The organism is bacterium (assembly GCA_037128595.1).
Lineage (GTDB): Bacteria > Verrucomicrobiota > Kiritimatiellia > CAIKKV01 > CAITUY01 > JAABPW01.
The window spans coordinates 63,143-77,792 of the sequence record JBAXWB010000014.1 but is presented as its reverse complement, the minus strand read 5'-3'; the positions used below and the strand labels follow the sequence as shown (position 1 = coordinate 77,792).

The following is a 14,650-nucleotide window of genomic DNA, read 5'->3' as shown; positions in this document are numbered from 1 at the left end:
AATGGCGCACGTAGCGCCTTAGAATACGTAATTTATACTCGCCATGACCGCATGATGATTCTCGATGAACAGCGCATCGCTGTTATCCGGGAACACCACAATCCCTGTATCCGTGGAGTCGAACGAGTACAGCCATTCGCGCATATAGTCGATCGAAACCCAAACCCGCTTGGTGATGGAAACGTCCACCCCGAATGACGCCCGGCCACCGTAGGCCAGCGAGTACTGGTCACTGTAGGTTTCCGAGACCACACCATCGACCCAGTTCGTGTCCATGCCGCTGCGGGCGGTTCCTGAAGCCTCACCCAGGAAGAAAAGAACGGAGCCGTGCGCCTGGAACAAAGGCGTTTCAAATGGACGCCAGCTCCCCGTGTAACCGCCTTCGAGCATCAGCCAGTTCATATTCCCCCCGCCCTCCACCATCGTGGAGCCTTCAGTGATCATATCGTCCTTCTGCATGCCCATGTACCGGAACCCCATGATGGTTCCATATTCCGCCTGATTGTTGCGGCCCGTGATCTGCGACCAGGTCACTTCAAAGTCGCGGGAAACGGTGTCGATCGACTGCTTGGCATTGGGATGGGTATATTCGTATGTGAAGTCCGACTTGACGAAGGATACGTCGAGCGTCCCGTCGCCACGGCCAACCTTCATCTGCAAGCCCGCACCGTTGCCTGAGGTGCTGCCGTTCTCCCAGTCTTCCCCGCCCTTGGACGTCGTTGGCCCACGCTGTTGCAGGGCATCGTGTTCGTAGAGCCAGTTCTTATATAACACTCCGGCCGAAATGCGCCAGGGTGTCGCGGCTTCCTGTGCCACCTCACCCAAATCACTATTGGCATCCTGCTTTGTCTTCTCCTGTGCCACGCACAGGCTGACACTACCGGCCACTATCATCGTCATCCAGATAACCTTCTTCATTGCTCCTCCGTTTTTTTTGTTTTGCTGTTGTTTCCTGCGTTTTTCATCCTGAGACTCCCTTATATTGTTGCGTTATTTTTTATCCGTATTAATTCCCACCTTGGCAATTCCGCACTTGCGGACTTCATCCAGCACCGCCACCACATTCTTGAAATTGGCGCCGGCATCGGCGTTGATGATCACCTTGGGATCCTTGCTGGTGGTCTTGTAATTCTGCAGCCGCATCGGCAATTGGGAGATCGATGTTTTTTCCTTGTTATAAAACACTTCTCCCTTCTCATTGACACTCAACGTGACCGACTTTTGCATTTCCTGCTGGTCTCCCAGGGAGGCGGCAGACGACGCGCTCGGCAACGCCACAGAAACCCCCTGGTTCTGCGTCATCGACAGCGAGACCATGATGAACGTGGCCAGCAAAAAGAAAATAATATCGATCAACGGGATGATCTCGATGCGCGCTTTTTTCCCTGATCCACCACCTCCACCGCCATGCATGTGCTCGTTCTCCTTAATTAGATTGATGTTGAGCCATGGCCGCCAACGGGCCTGCCGGGCGGTTCACCAGCAATTCCAGCTGAATTGCCGCCGCTTCCATTTCCTGTCGGGCTTCTTCCAGCCGCGTATTCAACATGTTGAAAGGAATCAGACTGGTAATGGCGACGCCCAGACCGAAAGCCGTCGCAATCAAAGCCTCGGAGATACCGCCGGTAATGGCACCCGGCGCACTGAGTTCGCCGCCGATCAGTGCAAAGGAGCCCATCATACCTGTCACCGTGCCGAGCAATCCCAGCAAGGGGGCCAGGGTAATCACGGTGTCCAGGATGGGAATCCCCCTGCGGTATCGCCGCATTTCCTTTGACTGGGAATACAGCAAGGCGTTGGAAATGGATTTCTCCCGGTGCTCCAGCGCATACGCCAGCGCCCGCAACACAAAGAATTTTGACTTGCCCCCCACCACCAGCGCCCGGTCAAAATCCCCTTCCGTCACGGCCTCAAGGAATCGTTGCACCGCCTGGGGATTGCGGCGACTTTGCTCGAGGGTCAGAAAGATGAGCCGCTCCGTAACGGTCAGGAGCGACAGCGTCGCCGCCACCAGCAAGGGCCACATGATCGGCCCCCCCTTTTCAAAGATGCTGATGAGGTCGAATTTCTGGACCATCGCCTTCAGTGCTCCGCCCCGCGAAGGATCCAGCGGCAGGGTTCCCCGGCCGGTCTTGATCAACTCTCCCAGACCTGCCTGCATGTCATTTTCCATCGGGCGCACCAGCGGCTTGGCCGAACCGGGTTGAGGGATCACCAACCCCACCAGTGCCCCATTCGACGAGCCGAACATGACCGAGGGGCCCACCACCAGGAACTGCCCCCCCTCCACCGAACCATCCGGCCCCACCGCCACTCCGCCAAAACACATACCACCGATCGCCTCGGCTAACCGGGTGCTGGTCAAATCAACCACCGCCACCCGCCGGTCGAAAATGTCGTCCGGGGTCAGGGTCGGGTTCCCGGCGGCCTGCTTGGCCGCCTCCAGCGTTGCCGCAAGCGCCTGCATTTCACTGACCGAGCTTTTCGTTTCACACACCCGGATGTACTCATCCAACAGGTTGGCAATGTAGGACATCTCGTCCTCACGGGCTTTTTGTTCCGCCTTCAGCGCCACCATTCCCATCGCGCCCGCATCGGCCAGACGCTGGGCCTGATCCAGCTTCTTCCGCCCCTGGATCAACTGGTCTTCCCCTTTCGCCAATTCCTCTGCTAGCGGCACTTTTTCCGTGGCAACCTCGGCCCGCAATTCATTGAGTTCTGTCGTGGCCCGTTCCAGCTCCATCTGAGCCGACTGGGAGATCCCCCCCATTGCGGCCGCCCCCACCTGTCCTTTCAAGCCTTCATCCGCAGATTGCGCCGCCGTCACCATCCAGGCCGTCAACACCACTGCTGTCAGGATTCTTTTCATTGGAGCACCACCGGTAGGCCGACGAAGGCGGGCGGGCGCTTGCCTTCCTGAATTTCAATCGCTTTTTGCACATCCCGCGCGATCCCGGCCGACGCTTCCCAGGTCCAACCGTTGGTAGTCGGCCGCCCGATCCCCGCCTGGCCGGCGGCGCTCAGGTAATAGGCCTGCCCCAGACCCACGTAAAGGACCCGAACCTCGGCCGGTTTTCCGTTCGCCAGATTGCGCACTTCAAACACCACGGGGATCTCGGTATTGGCTTTGATCGACTCACTCAGGATGCCCAGCACATTCTGGAACCGCTCGGCGGCGGAGACCTTGGTCGTGGCCGCATCCGCGGGAATACGCTCATATAACGGCTTGAGTTTCGTCTGGATGGGATCCGGCAAGGTCGGGAACATTTTACGGATCTGGCCTTCCAGCCGGGTCACGGCTACCGCCAGCCGTTCCACAGACCGTTTGAGCTTCGCATTTTCCGCCTCTATCGTCGCGCGCTGTTTGGCCGCGGTCGCCGAAGCCACCTCCGCCTGCTTGATTTTCTCCTCAATGGTGGCGGCTTCCTTGCGGGCCAGGTCCAGCCGCGAGGCCAGCGTTTCCTTACCCTGCTGCCAATCCTTCCGCTCCCGGGCAATGACCTGCTGGGTCTCAATCCACTTGTCGAGAACCATCCGGGTCTCGGCCAATGTGGCCCCCCCGGCCGGTTCTGTGGACCCGGGGCCGGTTCCCCCGGCTACCGTCACTCCGACTGCACCGCACAGGGCGACCACTGTAATAAGGCTCCTTGCTTTCATCGTTTGCTCCTTGCCACACGTTCAATTTGTTCGAGATACCGGGCAATTTCCTCGCGCGGTTTCACTTCCTGTACCCGTCGCAACAGGGGCACCGCATCATTGAATCGGCCTAGACTGACCAGCAACTGCGCCTGTCGTGTCCGGGCTTGCACCTCGAATTCCGGGATCTCCGCAGCGCGTTCGTAATTCAGGATGGCGCGTTCGGGTTCTGCCTTGCGCCCGTAGTACTGAGCCATCAGGATCAACGCGTCCCCATCCAAGGGGTTCAACTTAAGCGTCTCTTCCAGGGCCTTTACCAGATCCACCCCATCTTCACCCTGCGCCATGGCGATGCGTGCCCCCAGTTTGGCCAGTTGGGCGCGGTCGGCGGGCTCCAGGGTTTTCTCCCGCAAGGCGCGCAATCGGGCATTGACGAATCGTGCCTGGGAGAAGGCTCCCTTGGCGGACAACTGCTGGGCGGCGCGGATCACGCGGGCGGTCGGCAACGGGGGCTCCGCCGACAACGCCAGGCAGTACGCCTGCGCCGCCAGGTCCGGCAGGTCCTCGCCCAGATAGAGGTCCCCCAATAACATCAGGTTATCGGGCGTGGCCTTTCGCAACCGGTCAAGGCATTCCAGATTGACGGCCGCCTTCAGGGGTTTTTTCAAGCCCAGATAGGCATTGGCCTGCAGCAGCCAGAATTCCGGCTTCTCGGGATAATGCTGGATCAACACATCCAGCAGGGCGACGGCGTCCTCAAATTTCTGTTGCTTGAAAACACAACGTGTAAGCCCCAGGCGCCACTCGGTGTTGTCCGGCTGGAGCAACAGCGCGTTACGGTAGGCCGCCTCGGCCGCCAGATAGTCCTCCTTGGCCGCATAGGCGAAGGCCAGTAGACCATAGGAATAGGCATCACCGCCGCCTAGTTCGATCATGCGGGTAAAACTGGTAATGGCTTCGTCAAACTTGCCGTCCCGCACATGAATGATGCCCAGGTTACGATGCGCCCGGCGAAAGGAGGGAAATTTATCAACCGCGCGCCGGTACTTCCGCAGCGCTTTGTCCATCAGATCCTGCTGGAAATAGATACTACCCAGATTGAAGTCCAGCATCGCCGAGGAATTCGGCTTGGTCTCACGCTCCAACATCTGTCCCGCCTTGCGCAGGTCGGTTCCCATCAGCGGCCTGACGCGCTCCAGGATCGCCACCTCCTCCGGCGTCACCCGGGGTTCGAGTTCCGCCGAAATCCCGTAGCTCCCGACGAATTGCTTCTGGAAGGTGGGATCCTTCCACAACGCCGCCAGGGCGGCGGTGGAGGGTGACACAGTGGGCTCCGCCCAAGCCCCCGCACCCACGACCCAAAGACCGAGCGCCATTCCCCTCATGATTTTATATTTTATGGTTGGCATCATTTACCCCGCCTCAAATCGTATGGGAACCCGCATGAGACACTTGACCCGGACGCCACCCTTGACGGCCGGCTCAAACTTCCACTGGCGCACCGCCGCCAGGGCGGGCGCACCGAAAGCAGGATGGGAGGCCCGGTCCACCCGGGCATTCAGGACATGCCCCGTCGCCGTGACAATGAACACCACCTGGACACTTCCTCCCATTTTTTTACCCTTTAATTCAGAGGGATAGACGGGTGGCGTTTGAACAATCGGCCGCGGTTTCTGGTCGATATCGTCCATGCTGAAGGCGTTATCCATGTTGTCGCCGCCATTCCGGGCACCGGCTTTACCTGTGCCGCCGATACGGCCGCCCGAGGCCAGTGAAACTGCCGACCCGAATTCCCCGCCGCCCGCACCCGGATTCAAGGCGGCCTCGATGGAGCTTAAACTCGCGGCATCCAGCGCGGGAGTGTTGTCAGACACCTGGGGCGCCGGTGTGGCATCACTGATATCCGGCGGCTGATCCTTCTGGGCCTGCAGTTCTTCCGGTGGTTTTTCCGGCTCGGGCTGATCCAGCTTCTTCTCTTCCGCTTTTTTCAAGTCATCCGAGAATAATTCAACGGTTTTAATGTTGGCCTTCTTCGGAGTCTTCGGTACAAGCAACCCCCCGAAAAGCAATACCCCGGCGATCGTCGCGATGCCAAAAAACATCCCCATCACTCGCCCTAACATGCGACACCTCCCGATTTCTGATGGGCTCCACATCGGGTGGCAAGCAACGTCATCATCGCGCTGGCGGCCTCGTCGATTTCCTGTGTGGCCGTCTCCAGTTTCTGGTTCATCAAATTAAACGGAATCAAACTTGTGATCGCGATCCCCAGGCCGAAGGCCGTGGCAATCAGGGCCTCAGCAATGCCGCCGGTGATCGCCCCCGGGGCGCCCAAATCGCCACCGATCAGTGAAAACGAGGCCATCATGCCCGTTACGGTGCCAAGCAGTCCGAGCAGCGGCGCCAGGGTAATCACGGTGTCAAGGATCGGGATCCCCCTGCGGTACCGGTGTAACTCACGTTCCTTTGCGTATTTAACGGCGCCTTCCAGTGCGGAACCGCGGTGCTCCAAGGCATAGCCCAACACGCGTACCACAATATGACGGCTGTGCCTGCTGATCTGGATCGCCTGCTCGATTTCTCCCTCGCGCAGAACCTTCATGAATTTTTTCTGGACCCCCGCCTTCCTGCGGAAGCGCTCGAGCATAAAGAATCCGGCGCGCTCCGAGACCGTGGCAAGGGCGAGGAACGCCGCACAGAGCAAAGGCCACATGATCGGCCCACCCCGGCGAAAGACCTGGAATAGGTTTCCTTGATCCACCGTGTCCAGAATTGACTCCATGTACGGACCTGAACCCGCTCCGGTCGTATCCTGTTCCTCACCGGACCACATGCGCATCAGGCGTTTCGCCCAGGGCTGTTTGGCCAGCGTTCCCAGCCACCCCGGTGCGTCTTCAGCGGTGACGGCCTCAGGCGGGGCGGCCACTTCGGGGTCCATCGCGTGTACAGCAAGCGGAAGCCCCAACGCCAGGGATAGCGCGAGAACCCATCGTCTCTTCCTTATCGTGTTAGCGTATAGGTTCATCAGCTTCACCAGGTACCCGAAATGCTGAATGTGTAACGAATCCCCTCACGGTAACTCCGTTTGAGGATTTCCTTTCCATCCGGCAGGCGGTAAACCTCCCGGACCTCCTGATCGAGCAGATTCTGTGCACCAAGGGTGACGCTGACCGTTTTATTGAGTTTCTGCGTCAGACCGAAATTCACCAGGGCCGCCTTCTTGGTATAAACATCCGGGATGGCGGCACTCGCCACAGCCGCGCCGGTCTTGAGCATGTCGCCCCGGATATTGTAAAACCAATTCAGGGAGGTTCCCCATTTCTCAATGTCATACCCCAGGTTGAAGTTACACAAATACGCCGGTTGGCCTTCCATATCCCTCGTGGCTCCTTTCGAAGCGCCCAGATCATTCATATTGAAGAAACTGAAGGCAAAGCCCTTTGCGAACTGGTCAAAAGGCGACACGTATTGTTCAGCTGTGTCCCGCTCTTCGGGGTAGAGGTTGTAATCCTTGAGCTGGTTTGCATAGTCAGCAGGCAACACCACCAAAGATCTCATCTTTGTGTAGTTGGCCCCCACATGCAACGCCTCGAACGGGCCCGGGAGAAAATCGAGATCTTTCCGGGCCTCGTATTCCATTCCCGTAACCTGACCCTCGGGATAATTGACCGCCACGACGTAGGGATCGCCAAAATAGTTAAAGGAGACCTTCTCGATCGGATCGGTAATCTTTTTGTAGAACCAACTCACCGCCCACACCTCGCCGGGTTTCCTGAACCATTCCCAGCGCACGTCATCGTTCTCAATATGAGAGACCCGGAGGTTCTGATTCCCAAAAAAGTTTTCATTGTCGATGGGATCCACGGATAACACCGAGGCGGTTTCCCGGAAGGTGGGACGCGCAATGGTCTGCGACCAGTTTACCCGCAGATTCATTTTCGGCGCCAGTTCGTACACCAACCCCATCGAACGCAGCCAGTCCGCCTCCTGCAGATGGGTCTGGGCCTGATCGCGCGTAACTTGCTGCATGAGGTAGGCGCCTGAATTATTAGTCAGGGTATAATACGGAGCGGTTCCAGGCATGACGGCCTCAAAGGATGAGTACGGGTTGACCGAAATGTCGGTCACTTCAAGCCTGGCACCACAAAGCGCCTTGAGCCGCTCGGTCAAAGGATAATCCAGCATCCAATACCCCGAGGGGATATCCTGATTCCCCTCATAACTCACGTTGTTCTGGAGTTGCGGCTTGATATACCAGCGCATTTCATTTTGATAAGGCCCCCCACCAATGGTGTTGGGGTCCGAGAATGAATCCGTCCATAATGCGCCTGGATCCGCCGCAGTCGTCTTGAAGGATGCGGCATCGACATCATGGTTATACCATTCCACCGCATTCGAATTTGAACTGTCAGCCGGGGGCTTCTGCTGGTACTGCGACACATTGACATAAGTAAAGGCTGACTGGGAAAACGTCCTCTGAGTCCTATCCTTGACGAACCCGAGTTTGAATTTTCCGTCCGACTCATTGCTCCGGAACGGGAAGGCCAGATTCATGCCCTCCTGCGTGTTATCCTCTTCAATATCGCGCCAGATGCGGGAGGCATTGAATACCGCCTGGGCACTGGTCGGCTGCTCCACGATATAATTCCAGGTATTTGAATCCGGGTGGGATACCAGCTCCCGGAACCGCCGCGTGTCCGGATCATACTGCCGCACCTGGTTCTGTGCCGCGAACAAGTCCACATCGAAGGCCTCGAATTTCCGCTGCCAGGTGAACTGCCGTGTATCCGTCGAACGTTCCGTATACTGGATGCCTTGAAGCCGGTCTGCCTGACCGCTGTCCCCCATCTGATCAGGAAACCTGACATCATTGCGGATGGATGCACGATCAGTGGCCGTCTGCGTCCGGAGCCAGGTGAAGCCAAATGACTGCTCATCCCCTTTTGCCAAACCCACGGAGACCAGCATGCTGTCTTTGACTTCCTGGATGCCCGTCTGGCGGCGGTACTGGGCGCTATCGGCGGTCTCGATTCCGGGCGGATCCAGTGCATAGGTTCTCTCAGTCACGTCCTGTACCGAAAATTTATTGCCATAGGTGAAGGCGCCAATGCCGCCCACAGTCCAATCGCCGCCCACATTTTTGCGACTGCCGCTGCTCAGGGAATAACCGTAGTTGCCGTCGGGCACTTCGGTGTATTTGGTTCCCATAGCCGGCGACAGGGAGCGCGTGATCTTGTCATACTCCGCGAAAACCGGATTCTGCGGATGGTCAGCATCCACCAACTGGTCGTGCTTGGAATAGTTCCCGGGCAAATTTCCTGAAGCAATACTTCCCGCGAGCGTAGGATTGTTAACCATCGAGGCCAGCTCCGTCGGCATGGCCCGCGAGCCCAGATCGCGGCCCCACTGGCTGCATCCTCCCCCCTCGTAAGTCACAAACCCGTCCTTCCCTGTATTCTGGCCATTGATTTCACGGGACATCGAGAATTTCGCGAACGGTTTTTCGGGAATCGAGATGGTGCGGATGTTGATCCCGCCACCGCTGTAATCACCGGGCAAATCAGGGGTAAACGTTTTTGATACCGTCATACTCTCGATCGTTCCGGACGGAAAGATATCCAACTGCACGGCCCGCTTCTTCGGATCCGAACTGGGCACCCGCATACCGTTCAGCGCCACGCCCACATAGCGGTCACTCATGCCGCGTACGGTGGCATATTTGCCATCCACCACCGAGGCCCCCACCACTAATTTCAACGCACCGGCTGCGTCGCTCGCCCCGGCCCGGCTCATCATGTCCTTGCTCACGGAATCCTGGAATGACAGCGTACTCCTGCGCAGGTTCAGGAGCCCTGACTCACTGGCGGTATCGGTCAGTTCCAAATCACGCACCATCAATTCCTCCATATCCGTAAATTCGCCTTTTAACTCAATCGCCAGATCCGCCAGCGCTCCGGCCATCACGATCACGGAAGACTCAACGCGGCGCTCATAACCTGGCTTGGATACCGTAACGGTATAGGTTCCCGGGGGCACGCCCTCGAATAGAAAATGCCCGTCTTCAGTCGTGGCTTGCTTCAGGTTCAGTTCTACCAACTGAACGACCGCCTGAGCGGCCGGCCCGCCGAACTCCGCATCCGATACCGAGCCACGAAGCCCCCCCAAGGGTACCTGCCCCCTGGCCGGCACACCCAAGGCAAACTCCAGAACCAACACAGCCCTGATCAGCCATCCTCTATGGCTGTGTGGCATCGAATGTCCCGTTCAAGCGCTCGAGCTTCTTCTGGATATCCGCATCCATGACCTCTTTGTGTCCTGTCAACGACACGCACACATCCACACCGGCGATAGCCCGCGGACGACGGTTCACCAATTCAATCGCGATGTCGAGAGCCTGGAGATAGAGGGCACGAGCCTTAACTTGATCCCCGATTGCCGCATAGGTATCCGCTAATTCGGCATAGGCGAAAGGCTGGAAAATCACTTCCAATTGGCGGGTAATGCTTATTTCCGCGGCATCAATCAGTGCCTGGCTCTTACCTTGATCGCCAAATCTTTTCCACAAGATGGCGCCTTGACTCAGCAGGGAAATCTGGACTTCCACCGGTAGTTTGACCGCGCCAACGACATTGGAGCCCACTTGCTCCAAACATTCGCGAGCCTGTTCAGCCAACCCATGGCTCGCCATTGCATCGATCACCTTTAACTGCAATTCCCAGCGCCGATATGGCTTGACCTGTTTCGTCGTTGCCCAGGCACTGACCATCATTTGCGTGGCTATATCGGGATTAATCTGACCAGAGACGACCAGGTCCAGATACCCCCGCACACTGGCGTCCGCAGTATCAATCCCGTTGGTCTTCGCCAGGTTGTCCAGAATTCCAGTGGCCTCATCCACCCGACCTGTTTTGGCAAGCGTGAGCGCGAGATTGGCCGCGACATCGCCCCCCAAACTGGAGCGGGCGTTGAACTTTGCCGCCCCATGGGCCACATCGTTCCCCCGTCCCAGCAAGGCTTGGATGCGGATAATGGCCGAGCGGAGATAATCACGCTGCCAATCTGTTGCCGTGAAACCACAGGTTTCGAGTTCGGGCAGCATGGCTTCGGCTTTCGCCCTTTCACCGTGTGCGACCAGTGACTCAGCAATGGCGGCCAGGGCCATTCCCTTGCTCCAGTCTTCAATCTGCACCGCACAGGCGCGGGCCGTTTCGGTATCTCCTTCCGCCAGATAGGCAAGGACAATCTTCTTCTGGGCCTGACCGCGGTCGCTCAAATCAATGGCCGCGTTGGTTATCGCACAGGCATATTTCCAGCCGTAGCTGAGCGGGACGTTTGTAGCCACCGCCACCGGTTTGGTCACCGCAGGGCCGCAACCCGTCATCATGAGGATCAGCGTGGCTGAAGCGGCTAATCCGGTCACCCAACCTGCTGTTGTCATCTTCTGCCTTAACGTGTTCATTATTTTGTTTCCTGTAATACCGCCGTATTGAAGCATCGGGAATTATGCACGCCCATGTTAGGCCTCTATTAGGGGACTGCTATTATTGCGCGAGATCCCCTCCAAAAAAACTGGCGGCGGGAAAACTCCCGCCGCCAGTACTCCACTGAACCCCTTTTCTGCGGGTTCACCTGTCCATTCTGTTACTTGACGATATGCACACCCGCAACATAGAGCTGATCAAAGGTCACCAGATTGTCCTTGACCAGATCGACTCCGAAGTAGATGTCATAGGCGCCAGCCGGCAACGACGCGGTTGAGATCGCGATCGGCGCGGCGGTGCTCAGGAGAGGCCCTTGCAACGTGCTCGTCAAGCCTACCACCCAAGCGCCCGTGGCGAGGTTGAAACGGTAGATCGTGCCCGTTGATTTCACCGCCACCAACCAGAAGTCGGCGTTGATGCCTTCATAGGTATCGGAGTTCAGCGCGATATTCACGATGCCAGCGCCACTGGTGATCGTCGGCACAATGCCGGTCTCGTCACCCGTAGGAACGTTGTTCGTCACGAATCCGCCCAAACGCCACGGGGTGCTCCAGGGACCCGCCCAGTTCTTCTTGCCCATGGCGCCGATGAACTGAACAGGAGTATAGAACCCGTCCGCAGGAGGCTGCACACCGTAGGTCGCAATGGCGCTCCAGAAGTTCGTATTGGCCCGGGGGTCGATCTTTTTCACGCAGGTGTAAGGATGCGACACAGGGCGGAACGTCGGCTGGAAGTTATAGACGGTGGTCTCACGCTCGTAATAGGCGATCGGGGTCATCGCCGGAGCAGGCAGGCTGGTGTTGTCGAAGACAAGGTTGCCGCCCGCGTTACCCGCCGCGACGACATCATAACCCGTGTTATTGGGGGTATAGCCGAAGTGCGCATGATTGGCGAAACGGGAATTGTCTGTTCCAACAAGCAGTTTCCCGGCCGTGACATCATACCCGTTCGTAATACCGATGGAGTGCGGGGTGCCGAAGTTCCAGAACAAGTTGCGCTTGAACTCGAGCTTCTTGGACCCAGCGATGGCATCGGGATAACCAATGTAGTTGGCAAATCCGGGGTTGTTCACAGCCAAACCCTGACGGTTCGTGTTGCCCAGGAAATAGCCGTCTTGCGCATAGTCCTGATACAACTTCATCGCCGAACAGTTCGCGCCAAGTGCCCAGGTATTGGTGGCGCCTTCGATCAGCGTAATGCCGCCGGCGAAGTCCATCACGATACCGTTGTAGATCCGGCCAGCGCCATTGTCGCGAATGTTCGCGAAGGTGTTCGCCGGGTCTCCGGAACCGCCAAGACCAACAAACGTGTAGTTGAACAACGAGCCGCAGGACTGGGGATCATCATTGAACCCGGTCGCGTCACCCGCGCCATCCCACTCCAAGCCCTTGTCAGAGCTGTCAGGCAACTGCGTTGCACCACCCGTGATGGTGGCGACGCCCTGCACGACCAGTGCGAACTGGATCTTGCCACGCCAGCCGGTGTCAGTGTCGATACCATCATCGCAACCGTTCCAAGCCACCAAGTGCTTCATGTTGGCGGTACCACCGAAGAACTCAACATTGTCATCCTTCGTGTTGTACACGTCCAGGTGATCAATCGTTGTCCCACGGCCCACGCCGCAGAAGGTGATGCCGTTGATTTCCTTGGTCGGACCAAGAACGAATCCACCGTATCGGCTCGATACGTAGTTCAGGATACCGCTGTTGTCCATATCATCCTGACCGCCGTAACTGCAGTCACCCGTCAGATGAACCAGGCCTTCGATCGCGGATTCAATCCGGCCGTCAGGCGAGTACACGCCGGAAGCGTCCATGGAGTCCCACGCGATGTATGACCGACCGGCAACGATCAGTCCACCCCACTGCCCGGTGAGCTGATTGTTCAACTTGCCGTAGTCTGTGCCCACGGGGTTATTGGTGCTTCCCGGATTGGCGCCGATGCTGTCATCGTACTGATCCGTGAACACGATCGGGTTCGCCGCCGTGCCCTGGGCGTTAATTTTCGCACCACGGCAGATGAGCAGAGAACCGGGTTCGCTGGGCACCGGGCCCACGGGAAGACCACGAACAACCGTACCCGGCTGAATGGTCAGGGTCGCGCCGTTCTTTACCAAGATCAGGCGATCCAATTTATATACATTACTGCTCAACCAGGTCGTGCTCGCAGTCACGTCGTTGGAAACGACGATATCGGCAGCTCCGGCCTGCTGAGCGCCGAGCGCAAGCGCCGCGGCGGACATCAGTCCTGCTAAAACTCTATTTGTATTTGTTTTCATTTGTTTCTTTGATTCTTAACTGTTTATTGATCTCGTGTATTTTGATTCACACTACCATCCACATTCATCCGACTTTTTGATTTTTTCCGTTTCACCCGCGTTATTCCTTGACGTCCCTCGCTTTGCCTTTACCGCGAACCCACCTCCTATTCTCCTGGTTGTTTCCTTTCGCGGTGAGCGGGTTTTGTGCCCGCCTTCCGCCCCTCTTTTTTGATTTACGATGTCGGCATGCTCGTAAAACCCCGTTTGCAGTGAATTAGGAGTTTCATTTTTTTCGATTAGTTTTCACCGGTCCGCGAGAGGGGAATAGGGGGGGCGTGGGGGCGCCAGGTCAACTGGTTGCGGGGGAATGGACTGACGACAGGCAGACGCTCAGGCATCCTTGAACCGGTAGCCGACGCCACGCACAGCCTCGATGCAGTCCGCGTACGGACCAAGCTTCTTGCGCAAGCCAACCATCTGGACATCCACGGCACGCTCAGTCACGGCGATTTCCTCACCTCGCACGGCATCCAGAATCAGTTGCCGGTTCATAACACGGCCTGGCCGGCTGGCAAGAAAGTGAAGGAGATGAAATTCCGTCACGGTGAGATTTTCAACGGGCTTGCCACCGGCCAGCACCCGAAATCGACTTGGACTGATTTCAAAGTAGCCCACCCGCAACTCATTCTTCTGGTTATAGAGGTAAACCTGCTGGCGGCGCAGTACGGAGCGGATCCTGGAGCTGAGCACTTTAATGCTGAAGGGTTTGCCTACATAGTCATCCGCCCCGAGTTCCAGTCCCACGATAATTTCCGATTCCTCACTCTTGGCCGTGATCATAATAATCGGAATGCTCGCCGTGGCAGGATCTTTTTTCAATTTTCTGCATACATCGAGCCCATTCATCCCCGGCAGCATGAGATCAAGAAGAATGAGATCGGGCTTCTTCTGGGCCACCGCATTCAATCCCTCTTCGCCGGACTTGGCCGTGACCACCCCAAACCCTTCTCGCGTCAGGTTATAGTTCACCAGCTCAAGAATGTCTTTCTCGTCATCGACAACCAGTATTACTTTTTGAGTTACGTCCATGGGACATTTCACGCAATCCCTTCACCCCTACACGTCTTCTGAAACACCTGTTTACTCTGTCGCAGCTTCATTAGCTCCCGATTAGCGAAGCGTCAGATATTCATAAGAACACCAGCGCTTGAACGGCGTTCTTACAGCACCCTGATCGTGTGCTAACAGATACATGGGATCCTCAGGTGATTAC

The 14,650-nt window shown here is 57.3% G+C and carries 11 protein-coding genes; all 11 read right to left on the bottom strand.

Translation table 11 applies throughout. The annotated features are described in order from the left end of the window. Nucleotides 1-18: 18 nt before the first annotated feature. Nucleotides 19-918, bottom strand: coding sequence for a hypothetical protein (locus tag WCS52_10295; GenBank protein MEI6167575.1), 900 nt, complete (start codon nt 916-918; stop codon nt 19-21). A gap of 72 nt (nt 919-990) precedes the next feature. Beyond that, nucleotides 991-1,413 carry a biopolymer transporter ExbD gene (locus tag WCS52_10290; protein ID MEI6167574.1) on the bottom strand — a complete coding sequence of 141 codons (423 nt, stop codon included), beginning with the start codon at nt 1,411-1,413 and terminating at the stop codon, nt 991-993. A gap of 13 nt (nt 1,414-1,426) precedes the next feature. Further along, nucleotides 1,427-2,869, bottom strand: coding sequence for a MotA/TolQ/ExbB proton channel family protein (locus WCS52_10285; protein ID MEI6167573.1), 1,443 nt, complete (start codon nt 2,867-2,869; stop codon nt 1,427-1,429). Then, nucleotides 2,866-3,657, bottom strand: a complete 792-nt coding sequence (locus WCS52_10280) for a DUF3450 family protein (GenBank protein ID MEI6167572.1) — start codon at nt 3,655-3,657, stop codon at nt 2,866-2,868. The genes WCS52_10285 and WCS52_10280 overlap by 4 nt, the downstream gene beginning before the upstream one ends. Continuing rightward, nucleotides 3,654-5,048, bottom strand: a complete 1,395-nt coding sequence (locus WCS52_10275; protein MEI6167571.1) for a tetratricopeptide repeat protein — start codon at nt 5,046-5,048, stop codon at nt 3,654-3,656. The genes WCS52_10280 and WCS52_10275 overlap by 4 nt, the downstream gene beginning before the upstream one ends. After that, nucleotides 5,049-5,759, bottom strand: coding sequence for a TonB family protein (locus WCS52_10270; protein MEI6167570.1), 711 nt, complete (start codon nt 5,757-5,759; stop codon nt 5,049-5,051). Next, a complete protein-coding gene (locus WCS52_10265) occupies nt 5,753-6,661 on the bottom strand; it encodes a MotA/TolQ/ExbB proton channel family protein (protein MEI6167569.1) in 909 nt (302 codons plus the stop codon). The genes WCS52_10270 and WCS52_10265 overlap by 7 nt, the downstream gene beginning before the upstream one ends. Before the next feature lie 5 nt (nt 6,662-6,666). Further along, nucleotides 6,667-9,888, bottom strand: coding sequence for a TonB-dependent receptor (locus tag WCS52_10260; protein MEI6167568.1), 3,222 nt, complete (start codon nt 9,886-9,888; stop codon nt 6,667-6,669). Continuing rightward, nucleotides 9,872-11,095 (bottom strand): hypothetical protein, encoded by a 1,224-nt coding sequence (locus tag WCS52_10255; GenBank protein ID MEI6167567.1) that lies wholly within the window; start codon nt 11,093-11,095, stop codon nt 9,872-9,874. The genes WCS52_10260 and WCS52_10255 overlap by 17 nt, the downstream gene beginning before the upstream one ends. Nucleotides 11,096-11,277: 182 nt before the next feature. Beyond that, the gene (locus WCS52_10250; GenBank protein ID MEI6167566.1) at nt 11,278-13,395 is read right to left on the bottom strand and encodes a hypothetical protein; all 2,118 of its coding nucleotides are present in this window, start codon (nt 13,393-13,395) and stop codon (nt 11,278-11,280) included. A gap of 372 nt (nt 13,396-13,767) precedes the next feature. After that, nucleotides 13,768-14,466, bottom strand: a complete 699-nt coding sequence (locus tag WCS52_10245; protein ID MEI6167565.1) for a response regulator — start codon at nt 14,464-14,466, stop codon at nt 13,768-13,770. Between the last annotated feature and the right edge of the window lie 184 nt (nt 14,467-14,650).

Bases quoted from the DNA above. Each gene is read 5' to 3' on its own strand.
- WCS52_10295 (MEI6167575.1), bottom strand. From the start codon at position 918: ATGAAGAAGGTTATCTGGATGACGATGATAGTGGCCGGTAGTGTCAGC.
- WCS52_10290 (MEI6167574.1), bottom strand. From the start codon at position 1,413: ATGCATGGCGGTGGAGGTGGTGGATCAGGGAAAAAAGCGCGCATCGAG.
- WCS52_10285 (MEI6167573.1), bottom strand. From the start codon at position 2,869: ATGAAAAGAATCCTGACAGCAGTGGTGTTGACGGCCTGGATGGTGACG.
- WCS52_10280 (MEI6167572.1), bottom strand. From the start codon at position 3,657: ATGAAAGCAAGGAGCCTTATTACAGTGGTCGCCCTGTGCGGTGCAGTC.
- WCS52_10275 (MEI6167571.1), bottom strand. From the start codon at position 5,048: ATGATGCCAACCATAAAATATAAAATCATGAGGGGAATGGCGCTCGGT.
- WCS52_10270 (MEI6167570.1), bottom strand. From the start codon at position 5,759: ATGTTAGGGCGAGTGATGGGGATGTTTTTTGGCATCGCGACGATCGCC.
- WCS52_10265 (MEI6167569.1), bottom strand. From the start codon at position 6,661: ATGAACCTATACGCTAACACGATAAGGAAGAGACGATGGGTTCTCGCG.
- WCS52_10260 (MEI6167568.1), bottom strand. From the start codon at position 9,888: ATGCCACACAGCCATAGAGGATGGCTGATCAGGGCTGTGTTGGTTCTG.
- WCS52_10255 (MEI6167567.1), bottom strand. From the start codon at position 11,095: ATGAACACGTTAAGGCAGAAGATGACAACAGCAGGTTGGGTGACCGGA.
- WCS52_10250 (MEI6167566.1), bottom strand. From the start codon at position 13,395: ATGAAAACAAATACAAATAGAGTTTTAGCAGGACTGATGTCCGCCGCG.
- WCS52_10245 (MEI6167565.1), bottom strand. From the start codon at position 14,466: ATGGACGTAACTCAAAAAGTAATACTGGTTGTCGATGACGAGAAAGAC.